The sequence below is a fragment of the Wenzhouxiangella sp. YN9 genome, assembly GCF_056324165.1.
In genome coordinates, this window is sequence record NZ_JBJNIP010000112.1 from 72,645 (window position 1) to 86,846 (window position 14,202).

Annotated in this window: 14 protein-coding genes; 9 read left to right on the forward strand and 5 right to left on the reverse strand. The window is 65.6% G+C overall.

The genetic code is table 11. The features are described 5' to 3' along the window. Nucleotides 1–139: 139 nt before the first annotated feature. Nucleotides 140–1,336: an argininosuccinate synthase domain-containing protein gene (locus ACEWQ0_RS11520; protein WP_476485412.1), complete on the reverse strand. Its 1,197-nt coding sequence runs from the start codon at nt 1,334–1,336 to the stop codon at nt 140–142. A 564-nt stretch (nt 1,337–1,900) separates the two neighbouring features. Beyond that, nucleotides 1,901–2,896, reverse strand: a complete 996-nt coding sequence (locus ACEWQ0_RS11525) for an N-acetylornithine carbamoyltransferase (protein ID WP_476485413.1) — start codon at nt 2,894–2,896, stop codon at nt 1,901–1,903. Between the two features lie 144 nt (nt 2,897–3,040). On the opposite strand from ACEWQ0_RS11525, the gene ACEWQ0_RS11530 reads away from it, so the two are divergent. Both ACEWQ0_RS11530 and ACEWQ0_RS11535 read left to right on the forward strand, forming a co-directional pair. Next, nucleotides 3,041–3,220 carry a PLDc N-terminal domain-containing protein gene (locus ACEWQ0_RS11530; RefSeq protein ID WP_476482832.1) on the forward strand — a complete coding sequence of 60 codons (180 nt, stop codon included), beginning with the start codon at nt 3,041–3,043 and terminating at the stop codon, nt 3,218–3,220. 52 nt (nt 3,221–3,272) lie between these two features. Beyond that, nucleotides 3,273–3,878, forward strand: coding sequence for a DUF924 family protein (locus tag ACEWQ0_RS11535; RefSeq protein ID WP_476485414.1), 606 nt, complete (start codon nt 3,273–3,275; stop codon nt 3,876–3,878). A gap of 32 nt (nt 3,879–3,910) precedes the next feature. On the opposite strand, the gene tyrS is transcribed toward ACEWQ0_RS11535, so the two are convergent. After that, on the reverse strand, nt 3,911–5,089 hold the full coding sequence (tyrS, locus tag ACEWQ0_RS11540) for a tyrosine--tRNA ligase (protein WP_476482834.1): 1,179 nt from the start codon (nt 5,087–5,089) through the stop codon (nt 3,911–3,913). 185 nt (nt 5,090–5,274) lie between these two features. On the opposite strand from tyrS, the gene ACEWQ0_RS11545 reads away from it, so the two are divergent. Together ACEWQ0_RS11545 and ACEWQ0_RS11550 are read left to right on the forward strand one after the other, a co-directional pair. Further along, the gene (locus ACEWQ0_RS11545) at nt 5,275–6,702 is read left to right on the forward strand and encodes an OapA family protein (protein WP_476482835.1); all 1,428 of its coding nucleotides are present in this window, start codon (nt 5,275–5,277) and stop codon (nt 6,700–6,702) included. A gap of 1 nt (nt 6,703) precedes the next feature. Further along, on the forward strand, nt 6,704–7,831 hold the full coding sequence (locus ACEWQ0_RS11550; protein ID WP_476485415.1) for an anhydro-N-acetylmuramic acid kinase: 1,128 nt from the start codon (nt 6,704–6,706) through the stop codon (nt 7,829–7,831). 16 nt (nt 7,832–7,847) lie between these two features. On the opposite strand, the gene ACEWQ0_RS11555 is transcribed toward ACEWQ0_RS11550, so the two are convergent. Both ACEWQ0_RS11555 and ACEWQ0_RS11560 read right to left on the reverse strand, forming a co-directional pair. Next, nucleotides 7,848–9,194, reverse strand: coding sequence for an AmpG family muropeptide MFS transporter (locus ACEWQ0_RS11555; RefSeq protein ID WP_476485416.1), 1,347 nt, complete (start codon nt 9,192–9,194; stop codon nt 7,848–7,850). Next, nucleotides 9,184–9,951, reverse strand: coding sequence for an exodeoxyribonuclease III (locus tag ACEWQ0_RS11560; protein ID WP_476482838.1), 768 nt, complete (start codon nt 9,949–9,951; stop codon nt 9,184–9,186). Before ACEWQ0_RS11560 ends, ACEWQ0_RS11555 begins: the two co-directional genes overlap by 11 nt. A gap of 137 nt (nt 9,952–10,088) precedes the next feature. Here ACEWQ0_RS11560 and pyrE point away from each other — a divergent pair, with 137 nt between their 5' ends. From pyrE to purH, 5 genes are all read left to right on the forward strand, one after another. Further along, nucleotides 10,089–10,733: an orotate phosphoribosyltransferase gene (gene pyrE, locus ACEWQ0_RS11565; protein ID WP_476485417.1), complete on the forward strand. Its 645-nt coding sequence runs from the start codon at nt 10,089–10,091 to the stop codon at nt 10,731–10,733. Then, nucleotides 10,723–11,370 carry a DUF4124 domain-containing protein gene (locus ACEWQ0_RS11570; protein ID WP_476485418.1) on the forward strand — a complete coding sequence of 216 codons (648 nt, stop codon included), beginning with the start codon at nt 10,723–10,725 and terminating at the stop codon, nt 11,368–11,370. The genes pyrE and ACEWQ0_RS11570 overlap by 11 nt, the downstream gene beginning before the upstream one ends. Further along, nucleotides 11,360–12,139, forward strand: a complete 780-nt coding sequence (locus ACEWQ0_RS11575; RefSeq protein WP_476482841.1) for a zinc-ribbon and DUF3426 domain-containing protein — start codon at nt 11,360–11,362, stop codon at nt 12,137–12,139. Before ACEWQ0_RS11570 ends, ACEWQ0_RS11575 begins: the two co-directional genes overlap by 11 nt. Before the next feature lie 78 nt (nt 12,140–12,217). Next, nucleotides 12,218–12,469: a helix-turn-helix domain-containing protein gene (locus ACEWQ0_RS11580; protein ID WP_476482842.1), complete on the forward strand. Its 252-nt coding sequence runs from the start codon at nt 12,218–12,220 to the stop codon at nt 12,467–12,469. A 21-nt stretch (nt 12,470–12,490) separates the two neighbouring features. Further along, nucleotides 12,491–14,032, forward strand: coding sequence for a bifunctional phosphoribosylaminoimidazolecarboxamide formyltransferase/IMP cyclohydrolase (gene purH, locus ACEWQ0_RS11585; protein ID WP_476482843.1), 1,542 nt, complete (start codon nt 12,491–12,493; stop codon nt 14,030–14,032). Nucleotides 14,033–14,202 lie beyond the last annotated feature (170 nt).

Consider the following 14,202-nt stretch of genomic DNA (forward strand, 5'->3'; position numbering starts at 1 on the left):
GCAAGAGCGGATTCGTTACCACAACAGCGAGCGCCGGAACCGGTGTGCACATTCGAGACCTTCGATTGGTCCACCCCTGCTTTCATCCGTGCCTTCCGTAGTTCCATTGTTTTCTTTGCGTCTTCGCGTCTTTGCGTTTTCAGGTTTCGTTTCGGACCCGGGCCGCCAGGGTCGATGACTGGCCCAGCAGTTTGACGAAGCCCTCCGCCTCCTCGGGCGTCCAGGCAGCCGACTGGGCGTAGACGGCGTCAGGATCCTTGAGCAGGTAGCGCGAGCCCAGCGCCACGGCCTGAACGCTGCCGCCTTCGCTGGCCAGGCGGACCACGCCGGTGACGTACTCGTTGGCCGATGCCAGATAGGCCTCGAGGTCGGCCTTGTGCGGCTCGAAGAAAAAGCCGGTATAGACCAGCTCGGCCCAGCGCTGGGCAACGGTGGCGTGGAACTGATTCTGCAGCCGCGTATTGACCGCCTCGCGCAGCGCGCGCTGGGCAACCATCAGCCCGTCGATGCCGGGGCATTCGAACACGATGCGTCCTTTCAGCCCGATCGAGACATCGCCGGTATAGATATGCCGACCCACGCCCCAGGCGCCCAGGCGCTGGTTGAGCTCGGCGAGCAACCGCGGGCCTTCGAGACGCTCATCGTTCAGGCTCACGGCACGCCCGGCCTGAAAGCCGATGGTCAGCTCCAGCTTTTCCGCCGGCCACTGCGCCCGCGGCTTGCACCAGACATGAGTGTCTTCACCGGGCACGCCGAAGTGATCGATCTCCTGGCCCGAAAGCGTCACGCCCAGCAGGTTTTCGTTGATCGAGTAACGGCTGGCCGACTCGGGCACCTCGACGCCGGCCTCGGCCATCAATTCCAGCTCGTGGGCGCGCACGTCGCGGGTCTCGCGCTGCAGCTCGCGGATGGGCGCATGGATGACATAGTCGCCGAGCGAGCGCACCGACTGGTCGAAGCGCAGCTGGTCGTTGCCCATGCCGGTGCAGCCGTGCGCGAAGTTCCTGGTACCGAGTTCGTCTGCCAGGGCCAGGCACTGCTCGACAATGACGTAGCGGTCGGAGCACAACATCGGGTACTGCTCGAGCACGCGCGCACCGGAGTACAACAGCGGCACCACGAACTGATCCCACAAGGGCTGGCCGGCATCGAGCTCGTGGTGCCGGGCGGCACCCAGCGCGCGGGCGCGCTCGCCGATCCAGGCCTTTTGCTCGGCGCCGATGCCGCCGGTGTCGACAAAGGCGGTGTGGACCTCGAAGCCCCGGTTTTTCAGCGCCAGAACGCAATAGCTGGTGTCCAGCCCGCCGGAGAAGGCAAGCACGATGCGTTTGCTCATTGTTCGGTCATCCCGTGTTCGTTGTTTCCGGTTGTCGGACACAAAAAACCCGGCGGGTCGGGCCGGGTTTCTCGTGTCAGTCTCGTCTGGTTGAAGCTTTGATACGACTAACGCACACCCTGGCCCGAATGCGGGGCACGACGACGCAGGCGTCGCGGCAGGCGGCCGGGGCGCGGGCTGTCGATCAGGGTCAGTGCGATGGCTTCGATCATCATGGCGCTAACCTGCCACAGGTTCGGGCTCAAAACAAGTGGTTTCGACGGGTCAAGATCAAAATCAAGATCCAAGTCAAGGGCGTTCCGCCCGCCTGCTTCGCAGGCTGATGGCGGGCGGAACGTCTTTGACGTGTCGGAGCCACCAAAACGCCCGGTGGCGCCAGACGACCTGGACGATCGAAACACACATGGCTGATGTGTGAACAAGGCCCCGAACGTCGTCCGTCGCGGATGTAACCGCAACCTACGGTCTGGGTCCGGGGCATCGAGGGGTTGTGACCTCGGCGGCGTTCCAGGCGGCATGGCGGCCCAGCCGCCCGGCCAACGCGGGCCGATGACGCACCAGCACCTAACCGATCAACTCGGCCATCAGCGCCTTCTGCACGTGCAGGCGGTTTTCGGCCTCGTCGAGGGCCACGCAATAGTCGGCGTCCATGACGCCGTCGGTGGCCTTGATGTTTCGCCGCAGCGGCAGGCAGTGGCTGAACCGGGCGTTGTCGGTGAGCGCCATCTTCTGCTCATCGACCATGAAGTGGCGATACGGCGCGCGCAGTTTTGCTTCTTCTTCCGGACGGCCGTAGAAGGGCAGCGCGCCCCAACTCTTGGCGTAGACGAAGTCCGCGCCGGCGTAGGCGGCTTCGATGTCGGTGGTCACTTGCAGGGAGCCGCCCGACTCGTCCGCCTGGCGCTCGGCGGCGCTCATGAACCGTTCATCGAGGCGGTAGGCATCATCGGGAACGAGCATACGGATATTCATGCCGAACTTGCTGGCGATCAGCAGCGCGGAGTTGGCGACCGCCGTGTTGAGCGGCCGCGGATGCCAGGTCCAGGTGAGCACGAAGGTCTTGCCGTCGGGCGCGCCGAGATGGTCCTGAATGGTGCGCATCAGCGCCAGTTCCTGGCAGGGGTGGACGATGGTTTCCATATTGATGACCGGCACGCTCGAATACCGGGCCAGGGAACGAATCACCTTGTCCTGGCGATCTTCCTGCCAGTCCTTGAACAAGGGAAAGGCGCGCAGCGCGATGGCGTCGCAGTAGCGCGACAGCACGCCGGCGACCTCGGCGATGTGCTCTTCGGCGTCGCCGTCCATGACGACATCGGGTTCGAACTCGATGCCCCAGGCACCACGACCGGGCTCGAGCACCACGGCGTGGGCGCCGAGCTCGTGGACGCCGACTTCGAAGGACGCGCGCGTACGCAGCGACGGGTTGAGAAACAGCAGCGCCACGCTCTTGCCGGCCAGCGGACGCCCCGATTCACCGTTGCGCCACTGGCGGGCGCGGTCAAGCAGCGCCTGCAGCTCAGCGCGCGGTAAATCGATGGTATCGAGAAAATGTCGCATGCAGTACTCGCCGGTGCGTTGAGCACTTGACGATAGCAGGTTTGCGCCCTGGTCAGGTTTGCAAACCTGGCACTTGACGGCGGCGGGCTGAGCACCGATGCTTGATTCTCGTCATCCGCGACGTCAGGGAAACAGGAGAACGCCATGGGAATTGAAGTCACCGGTCTGCTCAGCCTGATCTGGCTGATCATCATCATATGGGCCATCGTCAAGACCGCCTCGAGCAGTGCCGGCACCGGCGCCAAGGTGCTGTGGATCCTGATCCTGCTGTTTCTGCCGCTGCTGGGCCTGATTCTGTGGCTGCTGCTCGGCCCCAAGGGCTGAACGCCTCGCTGTTATTGCAACGTCAGCTCATCGAGCCTGCTGCTCTGACAGCATGACCGGTCTGCCAACCTCAGAAGAACTGCTGCAGTTCTGGTTTGGGGAGGCCCGCCGCACGCCCGAAAAAATCGGCGAGCGCATGGGGTTGTGGTTCAACCCCGGGGCGTCCGAAGATCGAGCGGTGCGCGAACACTTCGAGCCGGTCATGCGGCGCGCCGCCGGCGGCGGGCTGACCGACTGGCTGGCTTCAGCCGCGGGCCGCCTCGCCCTGGTTCTGGCGCTGGATCAGGCGCCGCGCGTCATCTTTCGCCGCCAGCCAGAAGCCTTTGCCTACGACGGTCAGGCGCTTGCCCTGACGCTTGCCGGCATCGCGGCCGGCATCGACCGGCACTACGGCCTGGCAGAGCGCGGGTTCTTCTACATGCCGCTGGAGCACAGCGAGGATCCGCTGGCGCAGCAGCAGTCGCTCAAGCAGTTCGAGGGTTTGGCGGCGGACTTTCCCGAGCACCCCGCCGCCGAGAGTTTTCTGAAGTACGCCCGCGAGCATGCCGACATCATCGAGCGCTTCGGGCGTTATCCGCATCGAAACGCCGCACTCGGCCGCAAATCCACAGCCGAGGAGCTCGCTTTTCTGGAAAACGGGCCGCGCTACGGTCAATAACGACTGGCCAACCCGAAATGACCGGGCCGCTGTCAGCCGACCGTCAGGCGCGCAAAGCGTCGCTTGCCGACCTGCAGCACGCCCTTGAAGCCGGTCTCGAGCCTGAGGTCTCGATCGCTGATCTTTTCGCCGTCGATCTTGACCGCACCCTGCTTGAGCATGCGAAAGGCCTCGGAGTTGGACGCCGTCAGCCCGCAGGCGGTCAGCGCCGCCGGCAACCCGATCGGACCGTCAAGCTCATGGTCATCGATGTTTTCGGGCATCTGCCCGCCGCGGAAACGGGCGATGAACTGATCGCGTGCCTTGTCGCCAGCGCCTTCGCCGTGAAAGCGGCTGACGATTTCCATCGCCAGGGCGAACTTGGCGTCGCGCGGATTGCCGCCGTCGGCGACGCCTTTTCGCAACGCCTCGATTTCGTCCAGCGTGCGGAAGCTGAGCAGCTCGAACCAGCGCCACATCAGCTCGTCGGATACGCTCATGATCTTGCCGAACATTTCGTCGGCAGGTTCGGTGATGCCGACGTAGTTGCCCAGCGACTTCGACATCTTCTGCACCCCGTCGGTACCCTCAAGCAGCGGCCAGGTGATGATGATCTGAGGCGGCTGGCCGGCCTGCTGCTGCAGCTGGCGCCCGACCAGCAGATTGAACTTCTGATCGGTGCCGCCCATTTCGACGTCGGCCTCGAGCGCCACCGAGTCCTGCCCCTGCACCAGCGGGTAGAGAAACTCATGGATGGCGATGGCCTGCCCGGCGCGGTAGCGCTTTTCGAAATCATCGCGTTCGAGCATTCGCGCCACCGTGTGCTGCGACGCCAGGCGAATCATGTCGGCCGCACTCATCGCCGAAAACCATTCGGAATTGAAACGCACCTCGGTACGCTCGCGGTCCAGCACCGTGAAGACCTGCTCGCGATAGGTCTGCGCATTGGCGCGGACATCGTCTTCGCTCAGGGCCCTGCGGGTGATGTTCTTGCCGCTGGGATCGCCGATCATGCCGGTAAAGTCGCCGATCAGGAAGATCACCTCGTGGCCGGCATCCTGAAAGCGGCGCATCGCGTTGAGAATGACCGTGTGCCCCAGATGAAGATCCGGCGCGGTCGGATCGAAACCCACCTTGATTCGTAGCGGGCGATTTTCGGCCAGTCTTTTTTCGAGTTCGTCGGCCTGGATGACCTCAGCGGCGCCGCGAAGAAGCTCGTTGATATTCGTCACTTTTTGCTGCCTTCGATGCTGGTTGTCCTGCCGTGCGAGCACGTACGCGTTGACTTGCCCGACCGGAAATCGGTAATGTTACCGGGTTTGCAGCCTTGAGTTCGTCACGCATGAGCAGAAAAACCATGGCCACACCCGGCCGTGTCCGCCCCGCCCAGCGGGGTCGGAAGCCGAATCGGACCGCTTTGAAGGAACTGAGCCGGGCGGCCCTGAACAAGAGCCGGGAGATCAGCCGCCATTGCCTGCAGGCCGCGCACGAGCGCCCGCACGTCAGCCTGGCGGCCGTGGGTCTGATGACTCTGGGCCTGGTGGTCTCGCTGATTCCCGGTGGCCCCGAAGGCTCGCCGGCGGCCAGCGTCCGGCCGCTGGAGCTGCCGCGCCCACCAGCGTCCGAGAAAGAACCGCCGGCATTGGCGACGGTGACTTCTTTGCCGGCGGCCAAGACCCCCACGTCGCCCGATTCGAGCCGAAAGGTTCTCGATGACAACTGGCGGATCGTCGAGATCCAGCCCGGCCAGACGCTCGAGCGCGTATTCAGGGATCTGGGCCTGAGCGCCGGCCTGCTGCACGAGATCGTCACCACCACCTCGCAGACCCGCAACCTGGCCCGCATTCGACCCGGAGACGAGTTCGCATTCGATATCGAGACCGACGGCAGCTTTCGTGCGCTGCGCACCGAGCTTGACGAAGATGCCTGGCTGTTCATCGAGCGCGACGAGGAAGGCCTGACCACCCGCACCGAACCGCGCCACCTCGAGCGGCGCATCGTCGAGGCTTCGGGCACCATCGACAACTCGCTCTACCTCGACGCGCGGCAGGCCGGATTGTCCGACGCCATGATCATGCGCCTGGCCACGATCTTCGGCTGGGATATCGACTTCGCCCTCGATATTCGCGACGGTGACCGATTTGCCCTGATCTATGAAGAGGTCTGGCGCGAGGGCGAGTATCTGCGCGATGGCGAGATTCTGGCCGCCCGCTTCGTCAACCGCGGTGACGACTTCGAGGCCGTGCGCTTTGATACCGGCAGCGGCCCGCAATACTTTGCTCCCGACGGCCGCCCCATGCGCAAGGCTTTTCTGCGCACGCCGCTGAACTTCACCCGGGTGTCGTCCAACTTCAATCCACGCCGGCTGCACCCGGTGACCAAGAGCGTGCGCCCGCACAACGGGACCGATTACGCCGCGCCGACCGGCACCCCGGTCTGGGCGGCCGGTGAAGGCAAGGTCATTCAGGCCGGTTACACCCGCGCCAACGGCAACTACATCTTCATCCAGCACGGCAACAACTTCACCACGCGCTATCTGCACCTGTCGAAAAAGCTGGTCAAGCGCGGCGATCGGGTTCGCCAGGGACAAACCATCGGGCGGGTCGGATCCACCGGCCTGGCCACCGGGCCGCACCTGCACTACGAGTTTCTGGTCAACGGCGTGCACCGCAACCCGCGCACCGTGGACTTGCCGCCCGCCGACCCCTTGCCGGACGAGCACATGGACGATTTTGCCCAGCTGAGCGACGGCCTGCTGGCGCGGCTGGACACACTCACCGTCCCCGGTGCCCTGCTGGCGCACAGCAAGGCCGAGGGCTGCCGGGACGTCGGCAGCAGCTGCTGAAGTGCCCGCGCCCCCGCCCGGCGAACGCTACGTCGGGCTGATCTCCGGCACCAGCATGGACGGCATCGACGCAGTCGCAGTCGATTTCTCGGGCGCCTGGCCCAGGCTTGATGCCGCGCTCACCCGGCCCTTCGAGCCGGCCCTGCTTGCAGCGCTTCTCGATGTTCGTCGAGCACCCGACGCCTGCCCGGTGGCCGACTGCGGCTGGCTGGACGCACGGCTTGGCGATGCGCTGGCCGAAGCGGCGCTGCAGGCCATCGACCTGGCCGGCTGGCGCCCGCACCAGGTTCGCGCCATCGGCTCGCACGGCCAGACCATCATTCATCATCCCGGACAAGAGCCGCCGTTCACGCTGCAGATCGGCGACCCCTGGCGCCTGGCGAGCCGAACCGGCATCGCCACCGTTGCCGACTTTCGTCGCGCCGATCTGGCCGCCGGCGGCCAGGGCGCGCCGCTGGCGCCGCTGCTGCACGACGCGCTGTTTCGCCATTCATCCGAAACCCGCCTGGTTGCCAACCTGGGCGGAATCGCCAACCTCACGGTACTGACACCGGGCCAGCCGACCCGGGGCTTCGACACCGGCCCTGCCAACTGCCTGCTCGACGGCTGGTACCGCCGCCACCATGCCGACGCCGGCTTTGATTGCGCCGGACGCTGGGCCGCCACGGGCCGCGTCGACAGCGGCTGGCTGGATGCGCTTTTGCGCGACCCCTATCTTGCCGCGCCTGCCCCGAAGAGCACCGGCATCGAGTACTACAGCCCGCAATGGCTCGATCAGCGGCTGCCGAGCTGGGCTGATGAACGCCCGGCCGACATTCAGGCCACGCTGGCGGAATTCAGCGCCGCTGCGCTTGCCGGGGCCATTGCCAGTGCACAGCCGGCCGACGACAGCCCGCTGCTGCTGTGCGGCGGGGGCGTGCACAACGCCCACCTGGTCGAGCGCATCCGCCGCCGCCTGCCCCGGCTGCGCGTTGCAAGCACGACGGAATACGGCCTCGACCCGGACCATGTCGAGGCCACGCTGTTTGCCTGGCTGGCACGCTGCCACCTTGAAGGCAGGCGCATGGATACCCGCAGCGTGACCGGAGCGCAACGTCCGATTCCGGCCGGAAGTCTGTTCATGCGCTGAGCGCGCCCGGCAAGCGTCAGGCCAGTCCGGGCTGATAGCGGCGCTGCATCAGCCACAGAATCAGCAGGACGGCGGGAATGCCCAGCGCCGAGGCGTACACGAAAAAGAAGACGTAGCCGGCGTGATCGACAATCCAGCCCGAGGGCCCGCCGAGCAGCTTGCCCGGCAGGGTCATGAAGGAGCTGAACAGCGCGTACTGGGTGGCCGTATAGCGACGCGAGACGAGCGAGGACAGCCAGGCGATGAACACCGTCGCCGACAGCCCGTTGGCGAGATTGTCGGCGCCGATGGTCATGAACAGCGCCCAGAGCTGCGGCCCGATGGTCGCCAGCCAGGCAAACAGCAGATTGGTGACCGCTACGATCACCGCCGAGGCCAGCAGCATCTTCAGCAGACCGAAGCGAGCCACCAGCACGCCCCCGAGCAGCCCGCCGGTAATGGTCATGACGATGCCGAACACGTTGGTCACCGTGGCAATTTCACTCAAGCTGAAGCCCAGATCGAGGTAGAGCGGATTGGCCATGGCCGCCATGGAGATATCCGACACCTTGAACAGACCGATCAGGGCCAGCACCGGCAGCGCCAGCCAGCCGAGACGGCGAAAGAAGTCCACCAGCGGTGCAATCACCGCGCCGGTCAGCCAGGCACCAACGTCCTGGAGCCGCCCGGAAAGACGCGAGCGCTGCCGGTAGCCGCGCACCAGCGGGTCGCGCTCGATGTCGAGGCGCTCGAGCGAGCTCGGCTCCGGCGAAATCAGGACGGCGGCCACCCCCACCAGCACCAGGGCGCTCATCGCCAGATAGGCCAGGGTCCAGCTGACGAAGTCGGCAATGTACAGGGCGCCGGCGCCGGTGGCGAGAATGGCCATGCGATAGCCGAGCACGTAGGTGCCAGCCAGCGCGGCCTGGAACTCATCTTCGTCGGACTCGATGCGAAAAGCATCGATCGTGATGTCTTGGGTAGCGGCCGAAAAAGCCACCAGCAGGGCCAGCAACGCCACCTGGACAAGCTGCGTGACCGGGTCGCTCAGCGCCATCCCGGCCAGACCGGCCATGATGCCGCACTGCGCCAGCAGCATCCAGCCGCGGCGCTGACCGAAAACGCGCGTGAGCAACGGCAGGCGAATGCGGTCGACCACCGGCGACCAGAAGACCTTGACCGAGTAAGTGATGCCGATCCAGGCAAAAAAGCCGATGGCCGTGCGCGAAACGCCTTCGTCGCGCAGCCAGGCCGTCAGAGTGGAAAACACCAGCATGAAGGGCAGCCCGGCGGAAAAGCCGAAAAGCAGCATGCGCAATACGGTCGGGCGGGTATACACCGCCCATGCCCGCCGCCAGCCCAGGCCGGCGGTGTCACTCGTCATAGTCGATGATCAGCGGCGCGTGATCGGAAAAGTTCTCGCCGGTATAGATTTCGGTCGCGCGCGCACGCTCGGCCAGCCCCGACGTCGCAATCTGGTAGTCGATGCGCCAGCCGACGTTGTTTTCACGCGCCCGCCCGCGCTGGGACCACCAGGTAAAGCGATCCGGCTCCGGATCGATCCGGCGGAAGACATCGACCATGCCGACCGGCCCGAACACCTCGTCGAGCCAAGCGCGCTCCTCCGGCAGAAAACCGGAGTTCTTGAGGTTGTTCTTCCAGTTCTTCAGATCGATTTCCTTGTGGGCGATGTTCCAGTCGCCACAGATGACGTAGTCGCGATCGTGCCCGGCCAGTTCTTCCAGGTGCGGGCGCAGGCGCTCCATACAGCGGAACTTGAACTGCTGGCGCTCGTCCTTCGACGTGCCCGAAGGCAGGTACAGCGAGATGACGCTCAAGTTTTCGAAGTCGGCCTGCAGCCAGCGTCCTTCACGGTCGAACTCATCCCAGCCCAGGCCGTAGACCACGCGCTGCGGCTGGTGTTTCGAATACAGGGCGACGCCGGAGTAGCCCTTTTTCTCGGCGTCATGGTAATAACAGTGATAACCAATGGGAAAGAAGTCGCGATCGGCCAGCTGCCAGTGCTGGGCCTTGGTTTCCTGGATGCAGACAAAATCGGCATCCTGTTTTTTCAACCAGTCGAAAAAACCCTTGCGATGGGCGGCACGAATACCGTTGGCGTTGAGCGAGATGATGCGCATCAGATCCGGACAAGCGATGGGACAGCCCCGTATGGTAGGCCAAGCGCCTGCCGCCCGGGTGCGGCATCCTGCGTGCTTGGCGGCTCGATGACGCCGCCGGGCATGACCTTGAACCGGCAATCCAATAGAATGGAATCATGCTCAAGCCCTGGACAACCCGCTTTCTCGACCTTGCCCTTGAACGCAAGGCGTTGCGCTTCGGGCGCTTCACGCTGAAATCCGGTCGTGACAGCCCCTATTTCTTCAACGCCGGCGAGTTCAGCTCGGGGGCGGCGGTCGCCGTGCTGGCCCAATGTTACGCCGACGCCATCGTGGATTCCGGCATCGCATTCGACATGCTCTACGGCCCCGCCTACAAGGGCATACCGCTGGCCACGGCCATCGCCATGAGCCTGGCGCGCGATCACGATATCGACGTGCCGTTTGCCTACAACCGCAAGGAAGCCAAGGACCATGGCGAAGGCGGGATGCTGGTCGGCGCACCGCTGGCCGGCCGCGTGCTCATCGTCGACGATGTCATCACCGCCGGCACTTCGGTCGGGGAATCGCTGAGCATTATTGCCGCCGCCGGCGCCACGGCCGCAGGCGTGGCCATCGCGCTCGATCGGCAGGAGCGCAGCGGCGAAGACGGCCACTCGGCCGTGCAGCGTGTCGAGGACCGCGGTTTGCGCGTGGTATCCATCGCCGGCCTGCAGGATCTCATCGACTGGCTGAGTGCGCGCGACCATCCGCCGTCCGACCTCGATGCCGTGCTTGGCTACCAGCAGCGTCATGGCGTGTAGGCTCGATATGCGTCACTGCTTCAAGCCCCTTGCTCTGTGCCTGCTGCTGGCAGCGGCGGCCGCTCAGGCCCAGTCGGTCTATCGCTGGGTCGACGACAAGGGCGAGACGCATTATGGCCAGTCGGTGCCGCCGGAATACAAGGATTACGGCTACGTGCGCCTGGGGCCCGACGGCACGGTTCGCGAGCGCGTCGAGCCCAAGCTCACGCCCGAACAGATCGCCGAGCGCCGCCGGCAGCGTGCCGAGCAGGCGCGCCGCGACGCCGAGGAGCACCGGCGGCGGGTGCAGGATCGCATGCTGCTGGCCACCTACAACAGCGAACAGGATATCCGCAACGCCTTCGAAGCCCGACGGGCCGGCATTGAAAGTCAGCGCGTGTCCACCCGGATGGCGCTCGACCTGGTCGAGATCCGCTTCGAGAAGCTGATCAGCCAAGCGGCGCGCCGAAATCGTGAGGGCCAGGCCGTCCCCGCGAAGCTGCAGACCCAGATTGACGACACGCGGGCCGAACTGCGCAGCCTGCGCGATGACCTCGCGCGCCTGGACGAACGCGAAACCCAGGCCCGCGAGCGCATGGCAGACCGGCTCGAGCGCTACCGCCAGTTGACCGGATCAAGCCCGCAAGATGACTCCTGATCCATCGGCGGTGTACACCCGCTGCCCCTCCTGCCAGGCCGTTTATGAAATGCGGGCGACCACGCTCGCCGAGGCTGCCGGCGTCGTGCGCTGCGGCAACTGCGGCAAGACCTTCAACAGCCTCTCCGAGCTGTTCGACCACCATCCGGATTCAGACCGGGAGCCACTGCGCGGCAGCGGCATGCCGCCCATGCTCGAGCACCCCGACATGATCCAGGCCGAGCTGCCGGTCGAGCATTTCGATCCACCGGAGGAATCGATCGAAGCCGGGATCGAGGCGGATCTGCTGTCGGATCCGGAAGGCCAGAAGGCAGACCGCGACAGCGCCGGCTGGCCGTGGCTGACCGCCAGCGCCGTGCTGGCAATCGTGCTGCTCGTTCAGCTGTGGATGCTGTGGCAAACACCGGGCTCCCCGGTGGCGCGCTGGCTGGGCAGCTCGGCTCAGCCCGATGCCGGGCTGAACCCCGACGAAACAATCCAGATCGTCTCGCGCGATCTGCACCCGCACCCCAGCCTGAACGACGCGGTGATCATCAGCGCCAGCCTGCGCAACCAGGCCAGCTCGGCCGTGCCGTACCCGATCATCGAGGTACGCTTCTACGACGCCAGCCAGCAGATACTGGGCGTGCGCCGCCTCAGCCCCGAGGAGTACCTGCGCGACAGCGAGGCCATCGAACGCGGCCTGCCGGCCGGCGTGGTCATGCCGCTGCTGCTGGAATTCGTTGTCGGCACCAGCCAACCGGCCGGCTTCCAGATGCGTTTTCACTGATGAAGGCGGCGGCAATGTGCTATGGTTTCGAGTTCGCCGCCAAGGCCGATCCGCCAAGTCTTTAGAGGGATTCGAAGCTTGTCCGAAAAGCAGCCAGACCAGGGCCCGTGCTTGCAGGAGTTCGTAGGCTCCGTCGTGCGCCAGTACCTGGAAGACATGGGTGACACGCCACCGGACAAGTTGCACCGCCTGATCATGAGCGAGACCGAGCGATCGCTGGTCGCCACCGTGCTCGAGCATACCGGCGGCAATCAGTCGCGGGCGGCGGGCATGCTCGGCATTACCCGCACCACCCTGCGCCACCGCATCCAGCGCTACGGTCTGGACTAGCACCCCCCCCGAGGCAAACCAATGAACCAATCGACACGACGCTGGGCGCTGCTGAGCGTGTCCGACAAGCGCGGCCTGGAGAATCTGGCCCGCCATCTGCAGCAGGCCGGTTTCGGGCTGCTGTCGACCGGCGGCACGGCAAAAGCCCTGACCCGGGCCGGGCTGACAGTCACCCAGGTCGACCAGCTCACCGGCTTTCCCGAAATCATGGGCGGCCGCGTCAAGACGCTGCACCCCCGAATCCACGGCGGCATTCTGGGACGACGCGATCGTGATGCCGAGGCCATGCACGAGCACGGCATTGACCGCATTGACGTGGTCGTCGTCAACCTGTACCCCTTTGCCGACACCGTGGCCCAGCCCGACTGCACGCTCTCGGAAGCGATCGAGAACATCGATATTGGCGGCCCGGCCATGCTGCGTGCCGCGGCCAAGAACCATGCCGATGTGTGCGTGCTGTGTGATCCCGACGACTACCCCGCCTTCGTCAACACGCTACCCGACGGGCCGGATGCCGACGAGCGCCGCCGCCTGGCAACCCAGGCATTCGCACACACCTGCGCCTACGACGGCCAGATCAGCCAGTGGCTGTCGGCTCGCGATGGCGACAGCGAGCTGCCGCCAAGAATCAACCTGGCGCTCGATGTCATCGAGCCGCTGCGCTACGGCGAGAACCCGCATCAGGCCGCCGGCGTCTATGGCCTGCGCGGGCACGGCGGACGCGGCCTGGCTGGCTGCCAGCCGCTGCAGGGCAAGGCGCTGAGCTACAACAACCTTCTCGACGCCGACGCCGCCTGGGCGGGCGTGAACAGCCTTGGCCAGGCCCCGGCCTGCGTGATCGTCAAGCACACCAACCCCTGCGGCGTGGCCCAAGGCGACACGGTTGCCGAAGCCCACGCCCGGGCCCTGGCCTGCGATCCGACCTCGGCCTTTGGCGGCATCATTGCGGTCAATCGAGAGGTCGACGCCGCGCTGGCCACCCGCCTGAACAAGCACTTCATGGAAGTACTGATCGCCCCGGCAATCAGCAGCGAAGGGCGACAAATCCTGGCCGACAAGCCCAACGTGCGCGTGCTCACGCCCGGTGACGCCGCCCCCCAGCCACTGGAGCTGCGCGCCATCGACGGTGGCTGGCTGGTCCAGGCTGCGGACGACTGGCAGACCGTGCCCCAACTCGACGTCGTGACCGAACGAGCCCCAGGCGACGACGAGCTCGATGACCTGCGCTTTGCCTGGGCGGCGGTGCGCCTGGTGCGCTCCAACGCCATCGTCTACGCCCGTGACCGGGCCACCGTGGGCATCGGTGCCGGCCAGATGAGCCGCATCGACTCGGCCCGCTTCGCCGCACTCAAAGCAAGTGAGGCCGAGCTGTCGCTGGACGGCGCCGTGATGGCCTCCGACGCCTTCTTCCCGTTTGCCGACAGCATCGAGGCCGCCGCCGAACGCGGCATCCGGGCCGTCATCCAGCCCGGCGGCTCGCGGCGCGACCAGGAAGTCATCGACGCCTGCAACCGGCACGGCATGGCGATGGTGCTGACGGGGCGGAGGCACTTCAGGCACTAGGCGAAGCCTCCGGGGCGTCGCCCGCAGCGGCTATCGACAGCGCCAGTGATTTTCAGATTCCAGGCACCAAGTACCAAACAAGTTCGAATGACAGAAGTACCAATGGCCCAAACTGCCATCGGGCCTCGACCAACCCGCCGCGCCATCCGGTCAGGCTTGTTTCGTTTCGG